Source organism: Profundibacter sp. (assembly GCF_965277155.1).
Taxonomy (GTDB): Bacteria; Pseudomonadota; Alphaproteobacteria; order Rhodobacterales; family Rhodobacteraceae; genus Profundibacter.
On record NZ_CBDIBV010000011.1, the window covers coordinates 243,382 to 266,030 of the forward strand.

General features: G+C 58.6%; 23 protein-coding genes and 1 other RNA gene. 12 read left to right on the top strand and 12 right to left on the bottom strand.

All coding sequences use genetic code 11. The annotated features are described in order from the left end of the window. Positions 1–35 precede the first annotated feature (35 nt). The 7 genes from ACQY4M_RS13745 (at position 36) to ACQY4M_RS13775 (ending at position 8,159) form a co-directional block, all read left to right on the top strand. Positions 36–998 (top strand): cache domain-containing protein, encoded by a 963-nt coding sequence (locus ACQY4M_RS13745; protein WP_428545124.1) that lies wholly within the window; start codon positions 36–38, stop codon positions 996–998. 27 nt (positions 999–1,025) lie between these two features. Continuing rightward, positions 1,026–1,694 (top strand): sensor histidine kinase, encoded by a 669-nt coding sequence (locus tag ACQY4M_RS13750; RefSeq protein ID WP_428545127.1) that lies wholly within the window; start codon positions 1,026–1,028, stop codon positions 1,692–1,694. Beyond that, positions 1,691–2,884 carry a sigma-54-dependent transcriptional regulator gene (locus ACQY4M_RS13755; RefSeq protein ID WP_428545130.1) on the top strand — a complete coding sequence of 398 codons (1,194 nt, stop codon included), beginning with the start codon at positions 1,691–1,693 and terminating at the stop codon, positions 2,882–2,884. The genes ACQY4M_RS13750 and ACQY4M_RS13755 overlap by 4 nt, the downstream gene beginning before the upstream one ends. A 63-nt stretch (positions 2,885–2,947) precedes the next feature. Continuing rightward, positions 2,948–4,198, top strand: coding sequence for an IS256 family transposase (locus tag ACQY4M_RS13760; protein ID WP_428539230.1), 1,251 nt, complete (start codon positions 2,948–2,950; stop codon positions 4,196–4,198). A gap of 439 nt (positions 4,199–4,637) precedes the next feature. Then, positions 4,638–5,522, top strand: a complete 885-nt coding sequence (locus ACQY4M_RS13765; RefSeq protein ID WP_428545133.1) for a lytic transglycosylase domain-containing protein — start codon at positions 4,638–4,640, stop codon at positions 5,520–5,522. Beyond that, positions 5,515–6,951 carry a UbiA family prenyltransferase gene (locus ACQY4M_RS13770; RefSeq protein ID WP_428545136.1) on the top strand — a complete coding sequence of 479 codons (1,437 nt, stop codon included), beginning with the start codon at positions 5,515–5,517 and terminating at the stop codon, positions 6,949–6,951. Before ACQY4M_RS13765 ends, ACQY4M_RS13770 begins: the two co-directional genes overlap by 8 nt. Beyond that, positions 6,948–8,159 carry a CaiB/BaiF CoA transferase family protein gene (locus tag ACQY4M_RS13775; protein ID WP_428545139.1) on the top strand — a complete coding sequence of 404 codons (1,212 nt, stop codon included), beginning with the start codon at positions 6,948–6,950 and terminating at the stop codon, positions 8,157–8,159. The genes ACQY4M_RS13770 and ACQY4M_RS13775 overlap by 4 nt, the downstream gene beginning before the upstream one ends. A 156-nt stretch (positions 8,160–8,315) precedes the next feature. Here the strand turns inward: ACQY4M_RS13775 and ACQY4M_RS13780 are convergent, their stop codons facing one another. Together ACQY4M_RS13780 and ACQY4M_RS13785 are read right to left on the bottom strand one after the other, a co-directional pair. Next, positions 8,316–9,359 (bottom strand): IS5 family transposase, encoded by a 1,044-nt coding sequence (locus ACQY4M_RS13780; protein WP_428539227.1) that lies wholly within the window; start codon positions 9,357–9,359, stop codon positions 8,316–8,318. 321 nt (positions 9,360–9,680) lie between these two features. Continuing rightward, positions 9,681–10,535 (bottom strand): LysR family transcriptional regulator, encoded by an 855-nt coding sequence (locus ACQY4M_RS13785; protein ID WP_428545142.1) that lies wholly within the window; start codon positions 10,533–10,535, stop codon positions 9,681–9,683. Positions 10,536–10,659: 124 nt separating this feature from the next. On the opposite strand from ACQY4M_RS13785, the gene ACQY4M_RS13790 reads away from it, so the two are divergent. Both ACQY4M_RS13790 and ACQY4M_RS13795 read left to right on the top strand, forming a co-directional pair. After that, a complete protein-coding gene (locus ACQY4M_RS13790) occupies positions 10,660–10,878 on the top strand; it encodes a DUF1127 domain-containing protein (RefSeq protein ID WP_428545145.1) in 219 nt (72 codons plus the stop codon). 126 nt (positions 10,879–11,004) lie between these two features. After that, positions 11,005–11,724, top strand: a complete 720-nt coding sequence (locus ACQY4M_RS13795; protein ID WP_428545148.1) for a Bax inhibitor-1/YccA family protein — start codon at positions 11,005–11,007, stop codon at positions 11,722–11,724. Between the two features lie 138 nt (positions 11,725–11,862). Here the strand turns inward: ACQY4M_RS13795 and rpmG are convergent, their stop codons facing one another. Continuing rightward, positions 11,863–12,030, bottom strand: a complete 168-nt coding sequence (gene rpmG, locus ACQY4M_RS13800) for a 50S ribosomal protein L33 (RefSeq protein WP_009159342.1) — start codon at positions 12,028–12,030, stop codon at positions 11,863–11,865. A gap of 245 nt (positions 12,031–12,275) precedes the next feature. On the opposite strand from rpmG, the gene ACQY4M_RS13805 reads away from it, so the two are divergent. Beyond that, positions 12,276–13,502, top strand: a complete 1,227-nt coding sequence (locus ACQY4M_RS13805; RefSeq protein WP_428539582.1) for an IS256 family transposase — start codon at positions 12,276–12,278, stop codon at positions 13,500–13,502. Between the two features lie 12 nt (positions 13,503–13,514). On the opposite strand, the gene ACQY4M_RS13810 is transcribed toward ACQY4M_RS13805, so the two are convergent. Together ACQY4M_RS13810 and ACQY4M_RS13815 are read right to left on the bottom strand one after the other, a co-directional pair. Further along, positions 13,515–14,738, bottom strand: a complete 1,224-nt coding sequence (locus ACQY4M_RS13810; protein ID WP_428545152.1) for an MFS transporter — start codon at positions 14,736–14,738, stop codon at positions 13,515–13,517. Then, positions 14,735–15,409, bottom strand: a complete 675-nt coding sequence (locus ACQY4M_RS13815; protein WP_428545155.1) for a cytochrome c biogenesis CcdA family protein — start codon at positions 15,407–15,409, stop codon at positions 14,735–14,737. Before ACQY4M_RS13815 ends, ACQY4M_RS13810 begins: the two co-directional genes overlap by 4 nt. Positions 15,410–15,580: 171 nt before the next feature. On the opposite strand from ACQY4M_RS13815, the gene ACQY4M_RS13820 reads away from it, so the two are divergent. Beyond that, on the top strand, positions 15,581–15,937 hold the full coding sequence (locus ACQY4M_RS13820; RefSeq protein WP_428545158.1) for a hypothetical protein: 357 nt from the start codon (positions 15,581–15,583) through the stop codon (positions 15,935–15,937). An 8-nt stretch (positions 15,938–15,945) separates the two neighbouring features. Here the strand turns inward: ACQY4M_RS13820 and ACQY4M_RS13825 are convergent, their stop codons facing one another. From ACQY4M_RS13825 to ACQY4M_RS13855, 7 genes are all read right to left on the bottom strand, one after another. Then, complete coding sequence (locus ACQY4M_RS13825; protein ID WP_428539230.1) at positions 15,946–17,196, bottom strand: IS256 family transposase; 1,251 nt, start codon at positions 17,194–17,196, stop codon at positions 15,946–15,948. Between the two features lie 381 nt (positions 17,197–17,577). Then, positions 17,578–17,957: RNase P RNA component class A (gene rnpB / locus ACQY4M_RS13830), an RNA gene on the bottom strand. A gap of 11 nt (positions 17,958–17,968) precedes the next feature. Further along, positions 17,969–18,592 (bottom strand): N-acetylmuramoyl-L-alanine amidase, encoded by a 624-nt coding sequence (locus tag ACQY4M_RS13835; protein ID WP_428545628.1) that lies wholly within the window; start codon positions 18,590–18,592, stop codon positions 17,969–17,971. Positions 18,593–18,663: 71 nt separating this feature from the next. Further along, positions 18,664–19,347 carry a hypothetical protein gene (locus ACQY4M_RS13840; RefSeq protein ID WP_428545161.1) on the bottom strand — a complete coding sequence of 228 codons (684 nt, stop codon included), beginning with the start codon at positions 19,345–19,347 and terminating at the stop codon, positions 18,664–18,666. A gap of 35 nt (positions 19,348–19,382) precedes the next feature. After that, positions 19,383–20,870, bottom strand: a complete 1,488-nt coding sequence (gene gatA / locus ACQY4M_RS13845; protein WP_428545164.1) for an Asp-tRNA(Asn)/Glu-tRNA(Gln) amidotransferase subunit GatA — start codon at positions 20,868–20,870, stop codon at positions 19,383–19,385. A 5-nt stretch (positions 20,871–20,875) separates the two neighbouring features. Further along, a complete protein-coding gene (gene gatC / locus ACQY4M_RS13850) occupies positions 20,876–21,163 on the bottom strand; it encodes an Asp-tRNA(Asn)/Glu-tRNA(Gln) amidotransferase subunit GatC (RefSeq protein ID WP_428545167.1) in 288 nt (95 codons plus the stop codon). Between the two features lie 140 nt (positions 21,164–21,303). Further along, a complete protein-coding gene (locus ACQY4M_RS13855; protein ID WP_428545170.1) occupies positions 21,304–21,759 on the bottom strand; it encodes a nucleoside deaminase in 456 nt (151 codons plus the stop codon). Positions 21,760–21,834: 75 nt separating this feature from the next. Here ACQY4M_RS13855 and ACQY4M_RS13860 point away from each other — a divergent pair, with 75 nt between their 5' ends. Beyond that, on the top strand, positions 21,835–22,614 hold the full coding sequence (locus ACQY4M_RS13860; protein WP_428545173.1) for a pseudouridine synthase: 780 nt from the start codon (positions 21,835–21,837) through the stop codon (positions 22,612–22,614). Positions 22,615–22,649: the final 35 nt, after the last annotated feature.

Consider the following 22,649-nt stretch of genomic DNA (forward strand, 5'->3'; position numbering starts at 1 on the left):
TCCCCATGTCGGGGAAAACCACACATCGGGCAGGCATGTTTGCCTTGTTTTTGCTACTGGTCGCGGGGATCGCGGCCGGGGCGGGTTGGTTTGCATGGCGCAGCGCGCTGAACCAGCTGGCCGAACGGGGGCAGGCGGATTTATCGCTGGCCTCGGACCGGCTGGTGGGGCAGTTGCAGCGGTTCCGGCAGGTGGCGGTGATTATGGCGGACCACCCCGATCTGGTATCTTTGGCAAAGGGGCAGGGGGACAGGGACAAAGCGTCGGGGCTGTTGCTGGCCACAGCGGATAAGATCGGGGCGGTTGATCTGTTGCTGGCAGACAGGAACGGGGTTGTGCTGGCTTCATCGCAGGGGTTGACGGGGGCCAGCGTATTTACCCAGCCGCATTTCAGGCGCGCCATGCACGGCGCTTTGGGGACATCCCACAGACGTCTGATCGGTAGCAACCGGCGGGTGTTCCAGTTCGCGGCTCCGATCCTGGAAGGGGGCGCGGTTCTGGGGGCGGTGGTGGTTTCGGTCGATATGGAGGCGGTCGAGGAATCCGACTGGCGGGGGGATCCGAATGCGGTGTTCTTTACCGATCAGGACGGTGTGATTTTTGTCGCCAACCGTTCGGAACTGGTATTGCGCACACGCGGGGCGGGCGGGTTTGCACCTGACAAAGTGCGGAAGTTTGGCGATTATCAGGTCTGGGCAGTCAACTCGGGCCGCTACATCCCGCGCCGCGCTTTGCATTTGACACAGCCCTTGCCGATCATCGGCATGACGGGCGAAGTGTTGGTCAGCACCGGCCCGGCCGAACGTCTGGCATGGTTGCAGGCAGCGGCGGTGGCGGCGGTTTTGCTGGCCTTTGGCGCGATCCTGTTCTGGGTGATGGAACGCAGGCGGGCCTTAGCCGAACGTCTGGAAATCGAAGCGCGGGCAAAGGCCGAATTGGAAACGCGGGTCGAGGAACGCACGGCCGAATTGAAACAGGCACAGGTCGAACTGGTGTAGGCGGGCAAGCTGTCAGCATTAGGGCAGATGTCGGCGGGGATCAGTCACGAATTGAACCAGCCCTTGATGGCGATCCGATCATTTGCTGAGAATGCGGAACAGTTTTTACAGCGCGGCAAGGTGGATGTGGCAGGCAGGAACCTGTCGCGGATTTCCGAACTGGCGCGACGCATGGGGCGGATCATCAGCAATTTCCGCGCCTTTGCCAAACAGGAAAGCGAGCCAATAACGGATGTGGATATCGTCGCCGTGGTAGATGCCGTGCTGGAGATGTCCGAGGCGCGTTTTGCGCAGGATAAGGTAGAGGTTGTCTGGGCGCCGCCCCCTGCGCCGGTCTATGTGCGCGGTGGCGAGGTGCGGTTGCAGCAGGTGCTGGTCAACCTGATCTCGAATGCGATTGACGCGATGGAGGGAAGCCGGCAGCGGCGGATCGAGATTGCAGTTGAAACCGGCGATCAAAAGGCCCGCCTGCGGGTGCGCGATACGGGGCCGGGGATTGCCGCGCCGGAAAAGATATTCGAGCCCTATTACACCACCAAGGCGGTGGGCAAGGCCGACGGTCTGGGATTGGGCCTGTCGATTTCCTATGGCCTGGTGCAAAGTTTCGGTGGCGATATCCGCGGGCACAACCACCCTGACGGCGGGGCGGTGTTTACGGTGGAATTGGCGCGGGCCAGGGTGGAGAAAGCGGCATGAACATGCGGGTATTGCTGGTGGATGATGACGCGGCGGTGCGCGAGGCACTGGGCCAGACGCTGGAACTGGCGGATATGCCGGCGATCCTTGCGGGCAGTTATATCGAGGCCAAGGACCACATCAGCCCCGATTTTGACGGGGTGGTGGTGTCGGATATCCGCATGCCCGGCAAGGACGGCTTTGCGCTGCTGGATTATGTGCAGTCTGTGGATGTTGACCTGCCGGTGATCCTGCTGACCGGTGAAGGTGATATCCCGATGGCGGTGCGCGGGATCAGTGCGGGGGCATTTGATTTTCTGGAAAAACCCTGTGCGCCGCAGGACCTGATTGCGGTGGTGGAGCGGGCGCGCAAAACCCGTTCGCTGGTGCTGGAAAACCGGCGGCTGAAACGGCAGTTGGAAACCGGCGATGCGGCGGCCCGGATGCTGTTTGGCACATCAAAGCTGGCGGACGAGTTGCGCGCGCGGGTGCGGGCGGTGGCGCGCACAGGGGCCGAAGTGCTGATCAGCGGGGCGCCGGGCACGGGCACCTCGAAGGTGGCCGAGGTGATCCATCTGCTGTCCACTGTCTCGGACGGGCCGTTTATCAAACGGGCGGCTGCATCGCTGACACCGCAAACCCTGACCGATGCCTTGACGCGGGCCATCGGTGGCAGCCTGTTTCTGGACGAAGTGGCCGCATTGTCGCCCGAGGTGCAATTCACACTGCTGGAGTGTCTGGAAAAGGATTGTGGCGCGCGGGTGCTGGCGGGCAGTTACCGAGATCTGGAGCAAGAGGTGGCAGCGGGGCGGTTCAACCACGATCTGTTTTACAAGCTGGGCGTTACGGCTGTGCGTATCCCCGGCCTGAGGGAGAGGCCCGAGGATATTCCGGTGCTGTTTCGTCACTACGTTGCCATTGCTTGCGAGCAGGCCGCATTGACCCCGCCGGAAATAACGCCCGCGTTGATTTCCCGCCTGATGGCGCAGGACTGGCCCGGCAATGCGCGGGCGCTGATGAATACTGCTATGCGCTTTGCCATGGGGCTGGGCGAGGGCGAGGAAGAAGCGGAACTGGGCCTGAACGAGCAACTGGCGCAGGTGGAACATTCGCTGTTAAGCGAAGCCCTGCGACGTCATGGTGGCAATGCGTCCGAGGCGGCGCGTAGCCTGAAATTGCCGAGTAATGCCCGAAAGTTGGTGATGGGGTGATTGGGTGGCATATCATGGCGGTGTTGACGCGCCGCGATTCTCAGAGAGAAAAGGATATGCCACATGGAAGACGATACTATTTTGGAGTTTACCGATCCAGCCGGAATTTCACCTGATCCGCTGACGGATATCTTGCGCAAAGGCGCGCGGGATCTGTTGGCACAGGCGGTCGAGGCCGAGGTTTGTGATCTGATGGCGCAACACGCGCATTTGAGGGATTCGGCCGGTCGCCAGCGCCTTGTTCGCCACGGATACCTGCCGGAGCGCGAGGTGATGACGGGGATCGGCCCTGTCCCGGTGAATGTGCCTCGGGTGCGTGATCGTGGCACGGGGGCGGAGAAGATCAGGTTCACCTCGACGCTTCTGCCGCCGTATCTGCGCCGGGCAAAGTCGGTCGAGGAGTTGTTGCCCTGGCTCTATCTCAAAGGTATTTCCACGGGTGATTTCGGCGAAGCACTGGCGGCCCTTCTGGGGCCTGATGCGGGTGGTTTGACATCGAGCACGATTTCGCGCCTGAAGGCGGAGTGGTGGGCAGAATACGAGCGTTGGAACCGGCGTGACCTGTCGGCCAAACGCTATGTGTATTTCTGGGCCGACGGGGTTTATTTCAAGCCGCGCACGGATGCTGACAAGCAATGCATGCTGGTGATCATCGGCGCGGACGAGTGGGGTAACAAGGATGTTCTGGGCCTCGTGGACGGGTATCGAGAAAGCAGCCAGAGCTGGCGTGAACTGCTGCTGGACTTGCAACGTCGTGGCCTCAGAAAAGCCCCTGATCTGGCCGTTGGTGATGGCGCGCTCGGCTTCTGGAACGCCTTGCGGGAGGTGTTCGGTGAGACCCGGGAGCAGCGCTGCTGGGTGCATAAAACCGGCAACGTCCTGAATGCCATGCCGAAGTCGCTGCAAGCCAAAGCCAAGGGCCATCTACAGGACATCTGGATGGCCGAGAACAAACGGGACGCCGAGGCCGCGTTCAATTTCTTCATCGAAGCCTATGGCGTGAAATACGAGCGTGCCGTGGGGAAGCTGACCAAGGACCGGGACGTGCTGCTGACCTTCTACGACTTCCCTGCCGAGCACTGGAAACACATCCGCACATCCAACCCCATCGAAAGCATATTTGCCACCGTGCGGCACCGAACGAAGAAGACCAAAGGCTGCCTCGGGCGCAAGACCGCCTTGGCAATGACCTTCCGCCTGATGATGTCGGCAAAGAAGAAATGGCGTAAACTCGACGGCGCATTCCGATTGCCGGAAATCATCGAAGGGGTTGAATTTAAGGACGGGATCAAGCAGGAAAAACATGCCGCCTGATTACTGCGTCACCAACTTTTGGGCATAGCTCCGGTTACGGCGCCAGATTCGTTAGCAGCAAAGTTTTTGATCATGTTCATTTTATTCATCCTTGGTTAGCGATCTAAATTGTTACTCATTCCTATGCGGGTTGTTCGGCGATCTGTTTGTTTGCCTTTGTCCGCGTCGGGATGGGTATATATAGCCGTTCGAATGGGGCGAGAATTTGGCAGGTATCGTACAAATTTAAGCTATCGTTAATAATTTATCTATATTTCGCGTAAGCTTTTGAAAAATAATAGAATAATATAGTTAATAAATTTCAATTTGGTGAAAATTATTGTAATTATGCACGAATTTGGGCGGATTTCCTCTGGAATCGGTCGGAATAACTGGCATTGCAGCCATTAATTTGCGAAAGTAATCCAATAAATATTGCCGAGGCAGAGCAGGAATCCGCATGAAGCGGCGCTTCGTATCAGGAATAGTGATTGCCGCTGTGTTTCTCGCGGCTCAGGTGCAGGCGGATACGCCGGCACCCTATCCCTCTTTTACATTCAAGCGTGTCGGGCTGCCCGGCAAACCGGCAGGGAGTGGACTGCCTGGCAAAACGACCGGTGGCCGGATAACTGTCCAGATTGACCCGGTCGCCCAGCGCGAGGCCCTGAGCGCTCTCAAACATACGGCCCCCGAGGAAGCAACAGCCCCTGATGCAGATCCAGACACTCCTTCGGTTTTGTCAGGGCTGGATTGGTATTGGCTTGGTATTTCCCCAAAACTGGAGGATTCCAGTCCCGGTCGTTTGGCCGAGGCGGTTTCATATCTGGACAAAGGTCCCGAGGGTAAAGCCGTTCCCGCACCGAGATTGCAAAAAATGCAGGACATTGCCGAAAAATACGGTGTTGATATCCTGAAGGCCACAATCGGCACAGACGTATCACCCGCACTGGTTCTGGCTGTGATCGGTATTGAATCAGCCGGTAATCGAAATGCCGTTAGCTCTGCGGGTGCGTCCGGCCTGATGCAATTGATGCCCGATACGGCCAAACGCTTTGGTGTCGAGGACGCGACGATTGCAGAACAGAATATTAAGGGCGGTGTTGCCTATCTGGATTGGCTGATGAAAAAATTCAATCGCGACCCGGTTCTGGTTCTGGCCGGATATAATGCGGGCGAGGGGGCTGTGATCAAAAACGGGGGCGTTCCGCCTTTTGCTGAAACACGCGCCTATGTCCCCAAAGTGCTGGCCGCATGGAAAGTGGCGCGCGGCCTGTGTATTACGCCGCCGGAACTGGTGACCGACGGCTGTGTCTTTGCCGTTAGGGGGCTTGCATCCAATGACTGACAATAAACCGCTGGTGCTGGATGTTGATGGCACCTTCCTGAACACCGACATGTTGTTCGAGAATTTCTGGGCCGGTCTGGGGCAGGCGCCAATCGCGACCCTGAAAATCTGTGCCACACATTTCCGTTCTCCGGCCCGTTTGAAACAGGAACTGGCCGCGCTGGTGACGATGCGCACCGATTTGCTGCCGGTAAACCCGCAGATCAAGGCCGTTGCCGAAGAAACACTATCGTCTGGGCGCGATGTTGTGCTGGCCTCGGCATCGGATCAGGTGCTGGTCGAACAGTTGGCCAAGGACCACGGGTTAAGCCCGCGCAGCTTTGCTTCGGACGGGCGCACGAACCTGAAAGGGGATGCCAAGGCCGATGCGCTGGTGCAGGCCTATGGCGAAGGCGGCTTCCATTACGCAGGCGATAACAAAGTAGACCGCGCCATCTGGCAGCATGCCGATGGTGTTCTGATTGTCGGAAATCACCCCAAATTGGCATCTGAAATGACCGCTGCGGGTAAACAGGTGGCCGAATTTTCCGGTGAATGGAAGGCACGCGATCTGATCCGCGCCTTGCGGCCGCACCAATGGGTGAAAAACATCCTGTTGTTCCTGCCGGTTCTGGCGGCCCATAATTTCACCCTGCCGGTGATGCTGATGGTGCTGCTTGGGATGGTCGCATTTTCGGCGGCGGCGTCCTCTATATATATAGTGAATGATCTTCTGGATCTCGAAGCCGACCGTCTACATGTCAAAAAACGCCACCGCCCTTTTGCGGCAGGCAAGGTTCCGATCCGTGTTGGCATGATCACCGGAGCCGGGCTGGCGTTGCTGGCACAGGGGATCGGTGCCTACCTTGGCTGGGCGTTCCTTCTGGTTGTCATACTGTATATGGTGTTGTCGCTAGCCTATTCACTGCGCCTGAAACGGATGCGCTGGGTCGATATCGCGACACTTGCCAGCCTTTATACCCTGCGCGTTGTGGCCGGTGCCGCGGCCAGCGGCGTTGTTGCTTCGGGCTTTATGCTGGTGTTCATCTTTCCGGTGTTCATCACACTGGTCTGTGTGAAACGGCTGACCGAACTGACCCTTGCCACCTCGGATGAACGTCTGCCGGGGCGCGGGTACGGGCGCAAGGACCGCGAGGATTTGCTGAATGTCGGCGGTCTGGGCGTGGCTGGCGCCTTGGTGATTTTCTTTCTTTACAGTTTCAGCGAACAGGCCACGATGCTTTACCCCACCCGCTGGCTGCTCTGGGTCGGGTTGATCCCGCTGGCGTGGTGGTTGATCCGGATGCTGCGGCTGGGGTATCTGGGCAAACAGGATTATGACCCGATCGTTTTTGCCATGACCGACAAGCGTGGCATTGGTATCCTGTTGATCCTGCTATCGTTGATGTTCTACTCCGCTGGCCTGTGGCAGCAATGGCTCGGGTTTTGAGCGACAAGGCGATATCCCCCCTTGACGGTATCCGCGTGCTTGATGCCTCGACCTTCATCGCCGGTCCTTCCTGCGCCGCACTGCTGGGCGAATTCGGGGCCGAGGTGATCAAGGTAGAACACCCCGTTGGTGGCGATCCCCTGCGTCGGCTTGGCACTGACAGCGGCTCCGAGGGCCGTTCTTTGCTGTGGCTGAACGAAGGGCGCAATAAACGGTCCGTCACCCTGAACCTGAAATCCGAACGCGGTGCTGCGATGTTCCGCGATCTGGCGGCAAAATCGGATGTGGTGATCGAAAACTTTCGCCCCGGCACCTTTGATAAGTGGGGGCTGTCGTTTGAAACCCTGCGCGCGGTGAACAAGGGTTTGATCATGCTCAAAGTGTCTGGGTACGGTCAGGACGGCCCTTATCGCGACCTGCCCGGTTTCGCTCGCATTGCGCATGCAATGTCCGGCCTTAGCCACCTGACCGGTGCGGTGGACGGCCCGCCACTGACCCCCGGCTCGACATCTCTGGCGGATTATATGTCGGGGCTATACGGGGTGGTCGGCATTCTGATGGCGCTGCGGTCGCGCGATGAAACGGGGCAGGGGCAGTTGATTGATGTCGCCCTGTATGAATCGGTGTTCCGCGCGCTGGACGAAATCGCACCGGCGCACGCGCTGACCGGCAAGGTGCGCGGACGGCAGGGCATCCATACGGTCAACGCCTGCCCGCACGGACATTTCCAATGCAGTGACGGGAAATGGGTGGCGATTGCTTGCACCAATGACAAAATGTTCGCCCGTTTCTGCGAAGTGATGGGGCGGAATGATCTGGCCGCACCGGAGAAATACGGCACCGTGCAATCGCGTATCAAGGATGAAGATACAGTGAACCGCATCGTGCAGGACTGGACCGGCGCACATACCCAAGCCGAGGTGCAACAGGCCTGTAACGCGGGCGAAGTGCCCTGCGGCGCGGTTCTGTCGATCGAGGACATCGCGAATGATCCGCAATATGCCGCCCGCAAAACCCTGACCGATATGATGGTCGAGGGGGTGGGCCCCCTGCCTTTCCCATCCCCTTTGCCGCGCCTGTCGGAAACACCGGGCAAGCTGGAAACCCTTGGCCCGAAACTGGGCGAGGGAAATGCCGAAATCTACGGTGACCTGTTGGGCTTGTCCGAGACCGATCTGAAAGAACTGCAAAAAGCAGGCGTTATCTAACCCTAGGGAACCTCTGTAAATTCCCGTTTTCGCCTTCTTCGCGGCGGGGTGGACGGTTTTTCGCCTGTCCCGCCTGATTGCTTCGGATCATAAACCCATTTTCACCGGTTTCAAGCCGGTTTTGGGTATTTCAGGCACACCTCACCCCATGAACCCTTATCCCGGCGCCGCCAGGCCGCATTCGAACTGGACGAAGCGCTTCATGTTGTAGACCAGGTTCATCATCCCGATGCGAAATCGCGCCCGCTTCAGGCCGATGGAGCGGATCAGCTTGCCGCCCATGGAGCGCTCCTGAAAAGCGAATACATGCTCGACCCGGACCCGCACTTTCGAGCGCCTCCGGTTGGCCTTTTGCTGGCGCTCGCCAAGCGGCTTGCCGCGCCTGCCCTTGTGATGGATATGGCTGTGAAGCCCCCGCTCTTCCAGCTCGCTTTCGATCTTTTGCGAGCGATAGGCGCTGTCGGCCCACAGGTCCGATGAGGTGTTGCTCGCATCAATCAGACCGGCAAGCGCCTGGCTGTCATGCACGGCGGCATCGGTGACATCATAAGCGCGGATGAATTTGTGCCGCCGGTCGACATTGATGTGGTTCTTGTAGCCGTAATAGCTCTTGCCGTGCTTCTTCGTCCAGCGCGCATCCACGTCCTTCTGGCGCTTCTTGTGGGGTTTTTCCTCCCACTCTTCAGGCGTTTCGCCCGCCTTGATTTTCTCGTTCTCGTCCCTTTTGTTGTGCTGGCGCGGCGCCGGAACGATGCTCGCATCAACAATCTGCCCGCCCATCGCCAGATAGCCCTTTTCGCGCAGAAAGGCATCGAACTTGTCAAACAGCTCCTTCATCTTCCCGGCCCCGGCCAGCCTTTCACGGTAGGCCCAGATGGTCTTGGCGTCAGGTACGCTGTCTTCAATGCCAAGGCCGAGAAACCGCATGAACGACAGGCGGTCGCGGATCTGATACTCGATCTGATCGTCAGAGAGGTTGTAGAGCTGCTGCAAAACCATCGTCTTGAATATCAGCACCTCATCCCAAGGCGGGCGGCCAGCGTTGGATTTGCGCTGTTCGGGCGGCGTGCGCCATATGGCCTTCAGCTCGTCCCGGTAATCCTCGAACGGCACCATGTCGTTGAGCAACACCAGCGGATCACCAGATTTGTCCAGTCCCGCGTATCGGCTGGAAAGATCAAAAAATCCCATCTGACCCATGACAAAACCCCGTCGGTCGAATCATTTTCATCCTGATGACGATTCTACCCCGTCAGGCCGGATTTTGGGGGATTTTTAGAGGTTCCCATAAGTCGTTTCGCCGCAGCTGTACGACTTTAGCGACGGTTGGTCCCGTAAACGCTGCATAATCGAACGAATGTCCGCAATCGAAAAACATACCGCAGCACTCGATGTGGTTATGGAGGTCGGCTTTGGGCTGTCGGTCAAACTTTGCAAAGGTCACTAACTGCGCTTAGCCGCCGTTTGACCCACCGCAGCATCCGTCACTCTGGACTCAAAGCGCCCTTCACCGCCCCCTCCTCATAACCCCCGATACGCCTGCCGCACAAATTCGGCCATGTCGTCAATCGCCAGCCCTTTGGACAATTCCGACACATACAGGTTGATCTGTTTGGTTCTCAGATCCGGTAGCGCGCCGCCATGCTGGATTTTCTCGATATAGGGCGGCTCCATCCCATCCAGCACCGCGTGCACCGCCAGATCGGCGCTGACGGATGCCTCGATCGTGCGGGTCGAATCGGATTCAACCGCCATTTCCCAAGGGATACCTGCCTCATCCAGATTTTTCTGCACACCTGCGCGAAAGGTGCAGGCGTGTTCAAACGCCAGCCGCAGCGGGCGCGATTTCCACGCCGTGCCGTTGGGTGCCCCGATCCAGACCAGCGGCAGAGACAGCAGGGTTTCACCGCCCGCTTCCAGCGTGTCTTCGGTGGTCAGGATCAAGTCGCATTCGCCGCGCTCGAACATCTTGCGCAGCCCCTTGGTATAGGACGATACCAGCCGCACGTTCATGCGCGGGTATTCCGCCGCGAACCGTTGCAGCACCTGCGGGATGGCAGGATAAACGATGTCATGTGGCACGCCCAGCGTCACCTCGCCCTCATAGGCCTGATTGGTCAGGCGCCCGAATACCTCGTCATTCAGGGCCAGCATCCGGCGGGCGTATCCTAGCAGTTGCTCGCCCGCCCCGGTCAGCACCACGCCCCGCCCGCTGCGTTCCAGCAGTTTCAGGTCCAGCGATTCCTCCAGCCGTTTTAGCTGCATCGACACCGCTGATTGCGTCAGGTTCAAAAACCCCGACGCCTTGGTCACCCCGCCCGCCTCGGCCACCGCCGCAAAGGATCGCAGGGCCGTCATGTCCAGATTTCTTGGCATATCACTATCCTTGATATTTCATCGCATAAACATTCATTTTCCAAATGGATCACAAGATGCGATATAGATCAAGAGAATTCATACATTTCAATAAATACATCACGAAACCCGAAAGGACCGCGCTATGACAATGACCACCTGCAACACCCCCGCCCGCACAACCCGCAAGCCGCAGCCAACGGCGTTTCGCATGATCAAACTGGCCCTGAAGGCCCGCAACCAGCGCCGCGCCCTGCGCCGGTTGGACAGCGCGACACTGGCCGATCTGGGTCTGACCCGGAAACAGGCCGAACAAGAGGCAAACCGCCCGATTTGGGATGTTCCGGCCAACTGGCTACGTTAATTCGCGAAAAACACGCGCATAACACGCAGAAAACCTTGATAATCAGGCCATCATTCCCAATATAGGAAGGGAATGGTGGCCGTTTTGCATGGGCACTGGCCACATGACATGATTCTGGAGGTTTCAATGGCAGACTTTAACACGATCCGCACCGGTGCCGGCACCCGCACCGCCGAGATCGACGCAGGGCTAAAAGCTCACATGAACAAGGTTTACGGCACGATGTCCGTCGGCCTGCTGATTACAGCGCTTGCCGCTTGGGCCGTTGGTACCAACGCATCGCTAATGGCGTCGCTGTTCACCGGCTTTACCCGCTATATCATCATGTTCCTGCCGCTGATCATGGTTTTCGCCTTTGGCGCAATGATCAACCGCATATCTGCGGCTGGCGCACAGCTGTTCTTCTACGTTTTCTCGGCGGCCATGGGCCTGTCGATTTCTTGGATTTTCGCTGTCTACACAGATTTCTCGATCACCCAGACGTTTCTGGTAACCGCGATCGCCTTTGCCGGTCTCAGCCTTTATGGCTATACCACCAAAAAGGACATCTCGGCCTGGGGCTCTTTCCTGATTATGGGTGTGATCGGTCTGATCGTAGCTTCGGTTGTGAATATCTTTCTGGGGTCCAGCGTTTTGCAGCTGGCGATTTCGGCCATTGGTGTGCTCATCTTTGCCGGTCTGACCGCTTATGACACGCAGAAAATCAAAACCACCTATCTGGCCCATGCAATGCATGGTGATAGTGAATGGCTGGGCAAGGCCGCAATCATGGGTGCACTGAACCTGTATCTGGATTTCGTCAACCTGTTCATGTTCCTGCTGCAGTTTCTTGGCAGCCGCGACTAACAGCGTGACGACAGACACAATAGAAAAAGGCCGGTTCATGTGACCGGCCTTTTTTGCATCTGCAGACCCGTTCACAAAAGAAAAGGGCCACGCATATCTTGCGTAGCCCCCATTTAATGCGTTCCGTCAGGCAGTGATCTACTTGATCTTGCCTTCTTTGTATTCAACGTGCTTGCGCACGACCGGGTCGTATTTGTTCACGACCATTTTCTCGGTCATGGTGCGGGCGTTCTTTTTGGTCACATAAAAGTGGCCGGTGCCCGCAGTCGAGTTCAGGCGGATTTTGATTGTGGTTGGCTTCGCCATGATAGTGCTCCTAAAGCGGGTGGGCAAACTTCGCCCGAATGAATCCTAGAAGCCTGCCTTTTAACGCCCGTGGCCCCCGAGTCAACCGGATTATGTGCGAATTTTCCGCAGCAGGACAAACTGCGCCCCCGCTGCCAGCAATGAAAGGTAGTGTCGCGAGTTTGGTGGAAATTCGAGGACGGCGTAATCTCCGGGTGCATCGAAGCCACCCAACCGGCGGCTGGAACCGCCAAGGAGATCACGCCATGACAAAGAATACAGCAACATCGACATCCGCGCTACTGGCCAATGAAGCAGGCTATGACCCGATTGAAGACCGGCTGCGCCAGAACATCCGCGCGACGATCGAGGCGGTTTTCGAAGAGGAGCTGGAGCAGTTTCTGGGCCGTTGCCGGTATGGCCGCAGCGGCGGGGCAAAGGCCGGATACCGCCACGGGCATCGCGAGCGGCAACTGGTCGGAACATTTGGAACCGAAACGGTGCGCGTGCCGCGTGCGCGGATCACAGGCGAGGCCGGCAAGGCCAGAGAATGGCGCTCGAAGGCATTGCCCCGCTACCAGCGGCTGACGAAGAAGGCCGAGGCGCTGATCGCTGCTGTCTACCTTTCGGGCACCAACACACGGCGGGTAAAACGCGCCCTGTTCGGCCTGTTTCAGGGGGCGGTCAGCAAGGATGTGGTGAGCCGCGCCTGGCGCAAGGTGAAGGTGGACTGGCAGGCGTGGTGCGCCCGCAGCCTTGCGGATGAAGACATCGTGCGGCTGATCCTGGACGGCACCGTGATCAAAACGCGGATTGACAGGAAGGCCACCAATATCTCGGTTCTGGCCGCGATTGGCGTGCGCCGGGATGGGCAGAAGGTCTTGTTATCACTGATGAACATGGGCGGCGAAAGCACCTCCGCCTGGCGTCAGTTCATCAACGATCTGGATGCGCGCGGGTTGAAACGGCCCGAATTTGTCATCGTGGACGGGGCACCGGGACTTGAGGTCGCTCTCATTGCCCTCTGGGGTGAAGATCTGCCGATCCAGAGGTGCACGGTGCACAAGCACCGCAACCTTCTGGCCAAGGCACCCAAGCGTATGCATGATGAGTTGACAGAAGATTACCGCGACATGATCTACGCCAAAACACCCGAGGAAATCGCCACCCGCCGCAAGGCATTTCTGCGAAAATGGCGGCTGAAATGCAAGGCCGTCGCTGACAGCTTGGAAGAAGCAGGAGATAAGCTTTTCACCTTCACGCGTCTGCCACAAGGCCAGTGGAAATCGGCCAGAACGACAAATGCGATCGAACGCCTGAACGAGGAATTCCGCCGCCGCATCAAGACCCAGACCGTGCTGCCATGCGCCGAGACCGTGCCGATGCTGCTTTGGGCTCTGATGGCCTCGGGGCAGATCGTCATGCGAAAGGTCGATGGCTGGGAAACGCTCGCTCAGCCCGTCGCCGACGCAACCCTTGACCAAGCCGCCTGACCGGCGCATAACTCAACCCGCTCGGAGGTGCCTGAAATCAATTTCCACCACTTTCGAGACACAACCCAATGAAATCGCGAACACCACTGGCAACCCGACCACGCTGGCGATAATCCCCGCCAGCAGGGGCAACAAAAATGCCGGCGCCGTGATGGCGTTGAAATAGCCGCTATAGGCCGGGCGTTTGTCATCGGGGGATATTTCCATCAAAAACCCGATCACCGCGATGGTCAGCCCGTTCGCCAAAGCGCCCATCAGGAAAAAGACCACCATAAAGAACCAGAACAGCGCCCCTTCGGGCAGGGACAGCGCCAGCAACGGCGGCACCACGCGGCCCAGCGCGATGGCCCGCAGCAGGCTGACCTTGCCCAGATGGTCACCCCACCAGCCCCACAGCGGGTTGGACAGCAGCGCACCGGTGGTCTGCGCGCCCAGCAACAGCGCCACATATTCCAGCGAAACGCCCGATTTGCTGGCCTGCACCACATAGAACGGCATCGCCATCAATACCGCCCCGCCGCACCATTGCGCATAAACGAAGGTGGCAAAACGATTGTCGGTCCTGAACACCTGCACCCCATCCTTCAGATATTGGAAAAAGCCGGGCTTGTCGGCGGCACTGCCTTTGGTTTCAGGTTCGCCCATCGCGGTGAACACGGTTGACGACAGAAACATCAACACCGAGGCAATGGCAATAATCGCCGCATAAGACAGCGGAAAGGCCAAATTGCTGACCAGCCGATCAGCAATCCCCACCACCACCAGCGCCAGCACCCCGCCGCCAAAGAACCGCGTCGCCAAAAGCCGGCTGCGCAGCTTTGACGGAACCGAGCGCGCCACAATGTCGTTATAAGGCACCGCCACAATGCCCGAGATAAACGCGTAGGCGACCCAGATCACCATCACCGCCACGGCCAGCCAGCCGCGCGGCCAGTCGGCCCCGACCCACAGGGTTGCCGCCATCAGCGCCATGCAGGCAGCCCGCCCGAAAGCCCCGATCACATAGTATTGCATCGAGCTGCCCGACCGCTGCGCCAGAAAGCCAATGATCAGTTGCGGGAACAGCCAGCCAAAGCGCAGGATCGCGGTGATCGCGCCAACAACGATGGAACTGCCGGTCAACTGGTAAACCAGCGCCGCCATGATGGTCGAGGAATCCACCGCCGCCGAGCCGGCCTGAAAGGTGATGCCCGCAAGGGCAACATTCTTGAACCGTGATTTGTCGCTATCGCTCATCCCTGCCCCGCCCAGTTTGCCGGATCGACATACAGGCCGAACCAGATTGACCATAGTCCCAGCAGGATAAACACCGCCCCGATCACCCAGCGCATGTTTTTCAACCGTTGCCCGAAACCATCCAGCCATACGGCCCATTTGGGGATAACCGCAAACAGCGCCAAGGGCAGTGACAGAAACAGGCCAAACAGGAACATCATGATGAATCCGGTTAATGCCGTGCCCGTGGTCGCCGCCAGCCCTAACAGGCCAAACAGGATCGGTGCGGCACAGGCCGGAACATTCAGCCCGAACGCCATGCCCAGCACCACAGGGTTGGCCGCCCGTTTCCATGCATCGGGCGCCAGATCAATCCGCCGTTTCACCGCCCCTGCCCGCCCGATGACAAAGGCGATGCCGACCAGCAGGTAAATGATGCCGAACACCAGCCAGATACCGGTCTGCGCCGCAATCAGCTTTTGCCCCAGAAAGGCAATCAGCGCCCCGAACAAACCGGCCACCATCGCCCGCACAATGATAAACACCGCCACCGCCCCGACCTTCTGCCCCCTGTCACGGGATTTCTGTGTGTCCAGAAACAGCAAATGACCGCCAATGGTGCAAGGCTCGACAAAGCCCAGCAGGCCAAGGCCGATTGGTAACAGAACGAGGGTGAAAAGGTTGATGTCCATGGGTTAACCGGTAAACCTTCCCCCAAGGGGCAGGTCAAGGCGGGAAATGGGTGGTGACGGGAATGTTATGGGGGGAAGGATATAATTTGGTAGAGTTATAACTATCGCCAATAAGCCAACTCATTTATAATATCATGAGGGTGTATTACGCCCTTGTAATGGATCAAAAAAATGCGCCTTCTAGTTTCCTTAATTTTTGCCGTGTCATTAATGTTCGGGCAGATCGTTGCTGCCTCGCCACGAGACGATGCCGAATACATTGCGGAAAGCATGCTATCAGAGAGTGGCCGTGAATGGGCTATTAAGGCAATTGCGGGCATATATGTTTCCCATTTCACAAAAGAATTAGACAAGCATTCCGTTAGAGTTTTAGATTCGGACCGTTTCGCTGAAATGATTCCCATGAACGTGGTCGAGCCTTGGATCTTACGGTGGAAAGAACTCTTAGCGGGTGGCCTATTGAAAGTTTACACACCCGCCCAACTGGCCCAAATTGCAAACAACAGAGCTATGCCCAAAAGTTGGTGACGCAGTAATCAGGCGGCATGTTTTTCCTGCTTGATCCCGTCCTTAAATTCAACCCCTTCGATGATTTCCGGCAATCGGAATGCGCCGTCGAGTTTACGCCATTTCTTCTTTGCCGACATCATCAGGCGGAAGGTCATTGCCAAGGCGGTCTTGCGCCCGAGGCAGCCTTTGGTCTTCTTCGTTCGGTGCCGCACGGTGGCAAATATGCTTTCGATGGGGTTGGATGTGCGGATGTGTTTCCAGTGCTCGGCAGGGAAGTCGTAGAAGGTCAGCAGCACGTCCCGGTCCTTGGTCAGCTTCCCCACGGCACGCTCGTATTTCACGCCATAGGCTTCGATGAAGAAATTGAACGCGGCCTCGGCGTCCCGTTTGTTCTCGGCCATCCAGATGTCCTGTAGATGGCCCTTGGCTTTGGCTTGCAGCGACTTCGGCATGGCATTCAGGACGTTGCCGGTTTTATGCACCCAGCAGCGCTGCTCCCGGGTCTCACCGAACACCTCCCGCAAGGCGTTCCAGAAGCCGAGCGCGCCATCACCAACGGCCAGATCAGGGGCTTTTCTGAGGCCACGACGTTGCAAGTCCAGCAGCAGTTCACGCCAGCTCTGGCTGCTTTCTCGATACCCGTCCACGAGGCCCAGAACATCCTTGTTACCCCACTCGTCCGCGCCGATGATCACCAGCATGCATTGCTTGTCAGCATCCGTGCGCGGCTTGAAATAAACCCCGTCGGCCCAGAAATACACATAGCGTTTGGCCGACAGGTCACGCCGGTTCCAACGCTCGTATTCTGCCCACCACTCCGCCTTCAGGCGCGAAATCGTGCTCGATGTCAAACCACCCGCATCAGGCCCCAGAAGGGCCGCCAGTGCTTCGCCGAAATCACCCGTGGAAATACCTTTGAGATAGAGCCAGGGCAACAACTCCTCGACCGACTTTGCCCGGCGCAGATACGGCGGCAGAAGCGTCGAGGTGAACCTGATCTTCTCCGCCCCCGTGCCACGATCACGCACCCGAGGCACATTCACCGGGACAGGGCCGATCCCCGTCATCACCTCGCGCTCCGGCAGGTATCCGTGGCGAACAAGGCGCTGGCGACCGGCCGAATCCCTCAAATGCGCGTGTTGCGCCATCAGATCACAAACCTCGGCCTCGACCGCCTGTGCCAACAGATCCCGCGCGCCTTTGCGCAAGATATCCGTCAGCGGATCAGGTGAAATTCCGGCTGGATCGGTAAACTCCAAAATAGTATCGTCTTCCATGTGGCATATCCTTTTCTCTCTGAGAATCGCGGCGCGTCAACACCGCCATGATATGCCACCCAATCACCCCATCACCAACTTTCGGGCATTACTCCAAACAACATAAGCACATCAATGGGAGATTCTGGCACTTCACAAGCTATTGATGACAAAGGAAATGACCTATCGATGGGTTTTTTTACCATTTTCATAAGGGCCTTGCTCAGAATACAAGAAGAAATCGAACAGTCTCCGCCAAAGCTGAATGAGGCTCCGTATTTGGCGGACATTCTCCAAACCGGTGGAATTGTTCAATTCCCCAACCGCATTTGGCGCAAAGACCTTATTGCGAAAATACGAGGTGGTGGTTAGAGTGTCACCCCCCAACCTCCCCCAAAAAACATGCGCGGACGGCCTGTAAGCCGGATTTTGTCCAAGGCGGGTTTCCCTGCCTCTGGATGACCATTCCTCTGCGCCTGCTGTTACCAACAGGCTCTAGCTGCCAACCCGGACCGCCGATCCAAAACAGATCCGGGCATGCGCCCCTGCGGTCCCTATTTGGCATTGCTCCCGGTGGGGCTTGCCGTGCCACTGTTGTTGCCAACAGCGCGGTGGTCTCTTACACCGCCGTTTCACCCTTACCCCGGATCAGGTCCGGGGCGGTCTGTTTTCTGTGGCGCTTTCCCTCGGGTTTCCCCGGCCGGGCGTTACCCGGCACCGTCGTTTTGTGGAGTCCGGACTTTCCTCGCGGCACAAGGCCACGCGGCCATCCAGCCATCCGCGCAACTGTGATTTAGGAGGTCAGGGGCAATTGGTCAACGGGGTAGCGTGTGGCAAGGTCATTCGCCATCGCCAGATCCAGATCATCCAGCGGCCCCGATGCCCAAGGCCGGAACCGAAGGCGAAAGGCCTTTAGAAGAATTTCCGCATCGTTTTCTGCGGTCATCCCGAATGCGTGCAACATATCCACCAAACCGGTTTTATCGAAGGGTTTTGAAACCGGATTTGGCCAGACCGAAAGCCCGCCCAGCGCCAGCCGCCGCCAGTCAAACCGCCGGCCCGGATCAATCTTGCGCCCCGGGGCCATGTCGGAGTGGCCGATAATACGTTCCGGCTGAATTGCCCAGCGGCGCATGATGTCCTGCAACAGCCCCTCAAGCGCCACCATCTGCGGTTCGGGGAAAGGGGCAAAGCCCGTATTGGCAATTTCAATACCAATCGAGCGCGAGTTCACATCCGTGACCGCCCCCCATTGCCCCGCCCCGGCGTGCCATGCGCGCTTTTCCTCGGGCACAAGCGAGAACACCTCGCCCGTCTCGGAAATCAGGTAATGGGCCGAGACCTCGGCCTCGGGCGCACTTAGCCGCTCCAGCGCCGCCGTGGCACTGTCCATTGCCGTGTAGTGTAAAACCACCATGTCGGGGATCGCGCCACCGCGGCGTTCCCCGAAATTGGGTGACGGGTGCGGGGTGGGTTTCACCCCTGCCCTCAACCGCCGCTACGGGCGGTGCGGAAAGGGGCCGGATCCCAGGAACAGGCAAAGCCGTCACCATCCGGGTCCAGACCCTTGGGATCGCGTTTCGGCCCGCCTGATTTCAAAAATGCCTCTTGTGCCTTATCGGGCGACGGGAATTTCTGACAATTGCGGTTGTAACGCGACTGGGCAAAGATTTTCGAGCGGCTATAAAGCGCCTGCCCGACATTGTTGGTGGTCGAAAGCGCGTATTTAACGATGTTCGGGCCGGAATAATGCCCGCCGGTTGGCACGGCCGTCGGTTCGATCACCACATATTCGGCCCGCTGGCGTTCCAGCCGCTCGCGGTCACTTTCAATGGTTTCGCGCGAGGCAACCGCATCGAAATCCTGCTCGTCGGAAATACCGGTATTGCTATTGCTGGTCGGGGTTGACGTTCGGCTGGAAGCGGGTTGGGGTCGGGGCGCCGCGGGTGGCGTTTGCATGGCAGGGGGTGTTTGTGTTGCGGCAGATGTTTGCACCGTTTCGTCGGAAATAGCACCCTGCGCCGGAACGGCCTGCTGGCGCAATTGGGCCTCGCGACGGGCGCGTTGCTGTTCATAGCTGTCGTAGTTGTTGAATCCGACACCCGAATTGGTGTCCTCGGGCACACAGGCCGCTACGACCAGTGCCGCAGCCACCGGAATAAAAAACCGCATCGAAAACCCCTTTTCCATAGTCGTGTTCCTCTGTATTACCACCATTTCGCCGGTTTGGAAACAAACCCTGCCGCCTGTTCCAGCGTATAGGCAACATTCAGCAAATCTCCCTCTTCCCACGGGCGGCCAATCAGTTGCAGCCCCAAGGGCAGCCCTTGCTTGTCCAGCCCCGCCGGAACCGTGATGCCGGGAAGGCCGGCAAGGTTCACCGTGACAGTGAATACATCGTTCAGATACATCTGCACCGGATCGGCATTGGCCATTTCGCCCAAACCGAAAGCGGCGGACGGGGTGGCCGGTGTCAGGATCGCATCGACCCCATCGGCGAACACCTGTTCAAAGTCGCGCTTGATCAGGGTGCGCACGCGGCGGGCGCGGTTGTAATAGGCGTCATAGAAACCGGCGGACAGCACATAGGTGCCCACCATCACGCGGCGCTGCACCTCGGCACCGAACCCTTCGGCGCGGGTTTTTTCGTACATGTCGTCGATGCCTTCACCAGCAGCCAGCGTGGCGCGGTGACCGTAGCGAACGCCATCATAACGGGCCAGATTGGAGGAGGCCTCGGCCGGCGCGATCACATAATAGGCGGGCAATGCGTATTTGGTGTGCGGCAGCGAGATGTCAACGATTTCAGCGCCTGCGTCTTTCAGCATTGCAGTGCCGTCTTCCCACAGCTTGCCGATTTCCTCGGGCATGCCCTCCATGCGGTATTCCTTTGGAATACCTATCTTTTTACCCTTGATATCGCCCGTCAGCGCGGCTTCGAAATTGGGCACGGGCAGGTCGGCGCTGGTGGAATCCAGCGGGTCGTGTCCTGCCATCGCTTCCAGCATGATCGCCGCATCGCGCACAGATTTGGTCATCGGGCCTGCCTGATCCAGAGACGAGGCAAAGGCCACAACCCCCCAGCGCGAGCAGCGCCCGTAGGTGGGTTTGATGCCGGTGATGCCGGTAAAGGCGGCGGGCTGACGGATGGATCCGCCGGTATCGGTGCCGGTTGCGCCAAGGCACAGGTCGGCAGCCACAGCAGCGGCAGAACCACCCGAAGAGCCGCCCGGCGTTAGTGGTGCATCATCATTGCCGCGCCGCCACGGGTTGACCACATCGCCGTAAGTCGAAGTTTCGTTTGACGACCCCATTGCGAATTCGTCCATGTTCAGCTTGCCCAGCATCACCGCGCCATTGTCCCACAGCTGTTGGGTGATGGTGCTTTCGTATTCCGGCTTGAACCCTTCCAGAATGGCGGAACCGGCTTGCGACGGAACACCCTTGGTGCAGAACAGATCTTTGATGCCCAGCGGGATGCCGCACATTGCGGGTGCATCGCCGGATTTCAGCCGCGCATCCGCCGCTTTGGCCTGTTCACGGGATATTTCAGGGGTGTTGTGAACGAAAGCATTCAGCGCGTTTGAGCCTTCAATCGCCGACAGGCAGCTTTCGGTCAGCTCGACAGCGGTGACGTCGCCCTTGTGCAGTAGATCGCGGGCCTCGGCGATGGTCAGTTTGTTCAGATCGGTCATATCGATTACTCCACCACTTTGGGCACGGCAAAGAACCCTTCGCGGGCGTCCGGTGCGTTGGACAGGATTTTTTCCTGCTGGTTGCCGTCTGTCACCACATCCTTGCGCCGTTTCAGGCGCTGCGGGGTGACCGATGTCATCGGCTCCACCCCTTCGACATCCACTTCGTTCAACTGTTCGATAAAGCCAAGGATGGCGTTGAATTCTTCGGCCAGTGCTGGCAGGTCCTCGTCCTTGACCCTGATACGGGCCAGATGCGCCACGCGGGCGGCGGTTTCCTTGTCGATCGACATCAAAGAGTCTCCGGATAAATGCTGTTTGGATAGGCTTTAGCGCCCGTGGGCGGGGGCTGCAAGGCTGTGCGCTATTTCAGCGGTAGTTTTTGTGGCAAAGCCGGAGCCTCCGGCGGAGGTATTTCGAAGCAAGAAGAAGATCAGCCGCGGCGGGATTGGAAGAAATCCTTGAGCAGGGCTTCGGATTCACCGGCTGCAATGCCGTCGTATATTTCGGGCACATGGTGGGCCTGAGGGTGGGTGAATATGCGCGGGCCTTGGTTGACGCCGCCGGATTTCGGATCGAACGCGCCGAAATACAGGCGGCGGATGCGGGCGGCAGATATGGCCATGGCGCACATCGGGCAAGGTTCCAGCGTGACATAGAGGTCATGGCCAGTTAGCCGCTCGGACCCAAGCGCCGCACAGGCGGCGCGGATGGCGAGGATTTCGGCATGTGCGGTCGGGTCGTTCAATTCGCGGGTGCGATTGCCGGTTTGGGCGATGATTTTGCCATCCGGCGTAATGATCACAGCACCGACGGGGACTTCGCCACGCACGGCGGCGGCTTTGGCCTGTTGCAAGGCGGCGTCCATATGGCTGGTAAATTCGCTCATGCCCTATGGTTTGCCCTGTGGCAGGGGTTTTGCCAAGCCGCTTTTCATTTCAAGGCATGCGGGGTAAGGCAAGGCATGGAAAACGAAACACCCAAAGGCGATCGGATCGCCAAAGTCATGGCCCGTGCGGGCCTTGCATCACGCCGCGAGGCCGAGCGGATGATCGCCGCCGGTCGCGTCACTGTAAATGGCAAGCTGATCGACAGCCCGGCCCTGAACGTCACCCCTGCGGATAATATCGTGGTGGATGGCAAGGACGTGGGCGAACCCGAAGCGCCGCGCCTGTGGCTGTATCACAAGCCAATCGGGCTGGTCACCACCGAGCGTGACGAAAAGGGCCGCGATACGGTGTTTGCATCCCTGCCCAAAGAGTTGCCACGGGTGGTCAGTGTGGGCCGTCTGGACATCAATTCCGAAGGCCTGCTGCTGTTGACCAATGACGGCGGGATCAAGCGGCGGCTGGAACTGCCCAGCACCGGCTGGCTGCGCCGCTATCGGGTGCGGGTGAACGGCAGGCCAAGTGACAAAATGCTGGAGCCATTGCGCAAAGGTGTCACAAGCGAAGGCGAGCGGTTTCAGCCGATGGATATTTCTCTGGATCGGCAACAGGGCGCGAATGCCTGGCTGACGGTGGCCCTGCGCGAGGGCAAGAACCGCGAGATCCGGCGGGCGCTGGACGAGGTCGGGCTGAAGGTGAACCGCCTGATCCGCATCAGTTACGGCCCCTTTCAACTGGGCGAGTTAAAGGCGGGCGAGGTCGAGGAAATCAAACCCCGCGTGCTGCGTGACCAGTTGGGGTTGGGCAAAGGCATCAGCCAGAAACCCAAGCCGAAACCCAAACGTCGCCGCAATTAGCGCCTAAACGGTTTTCAGAATAGCACCCGCAGGGT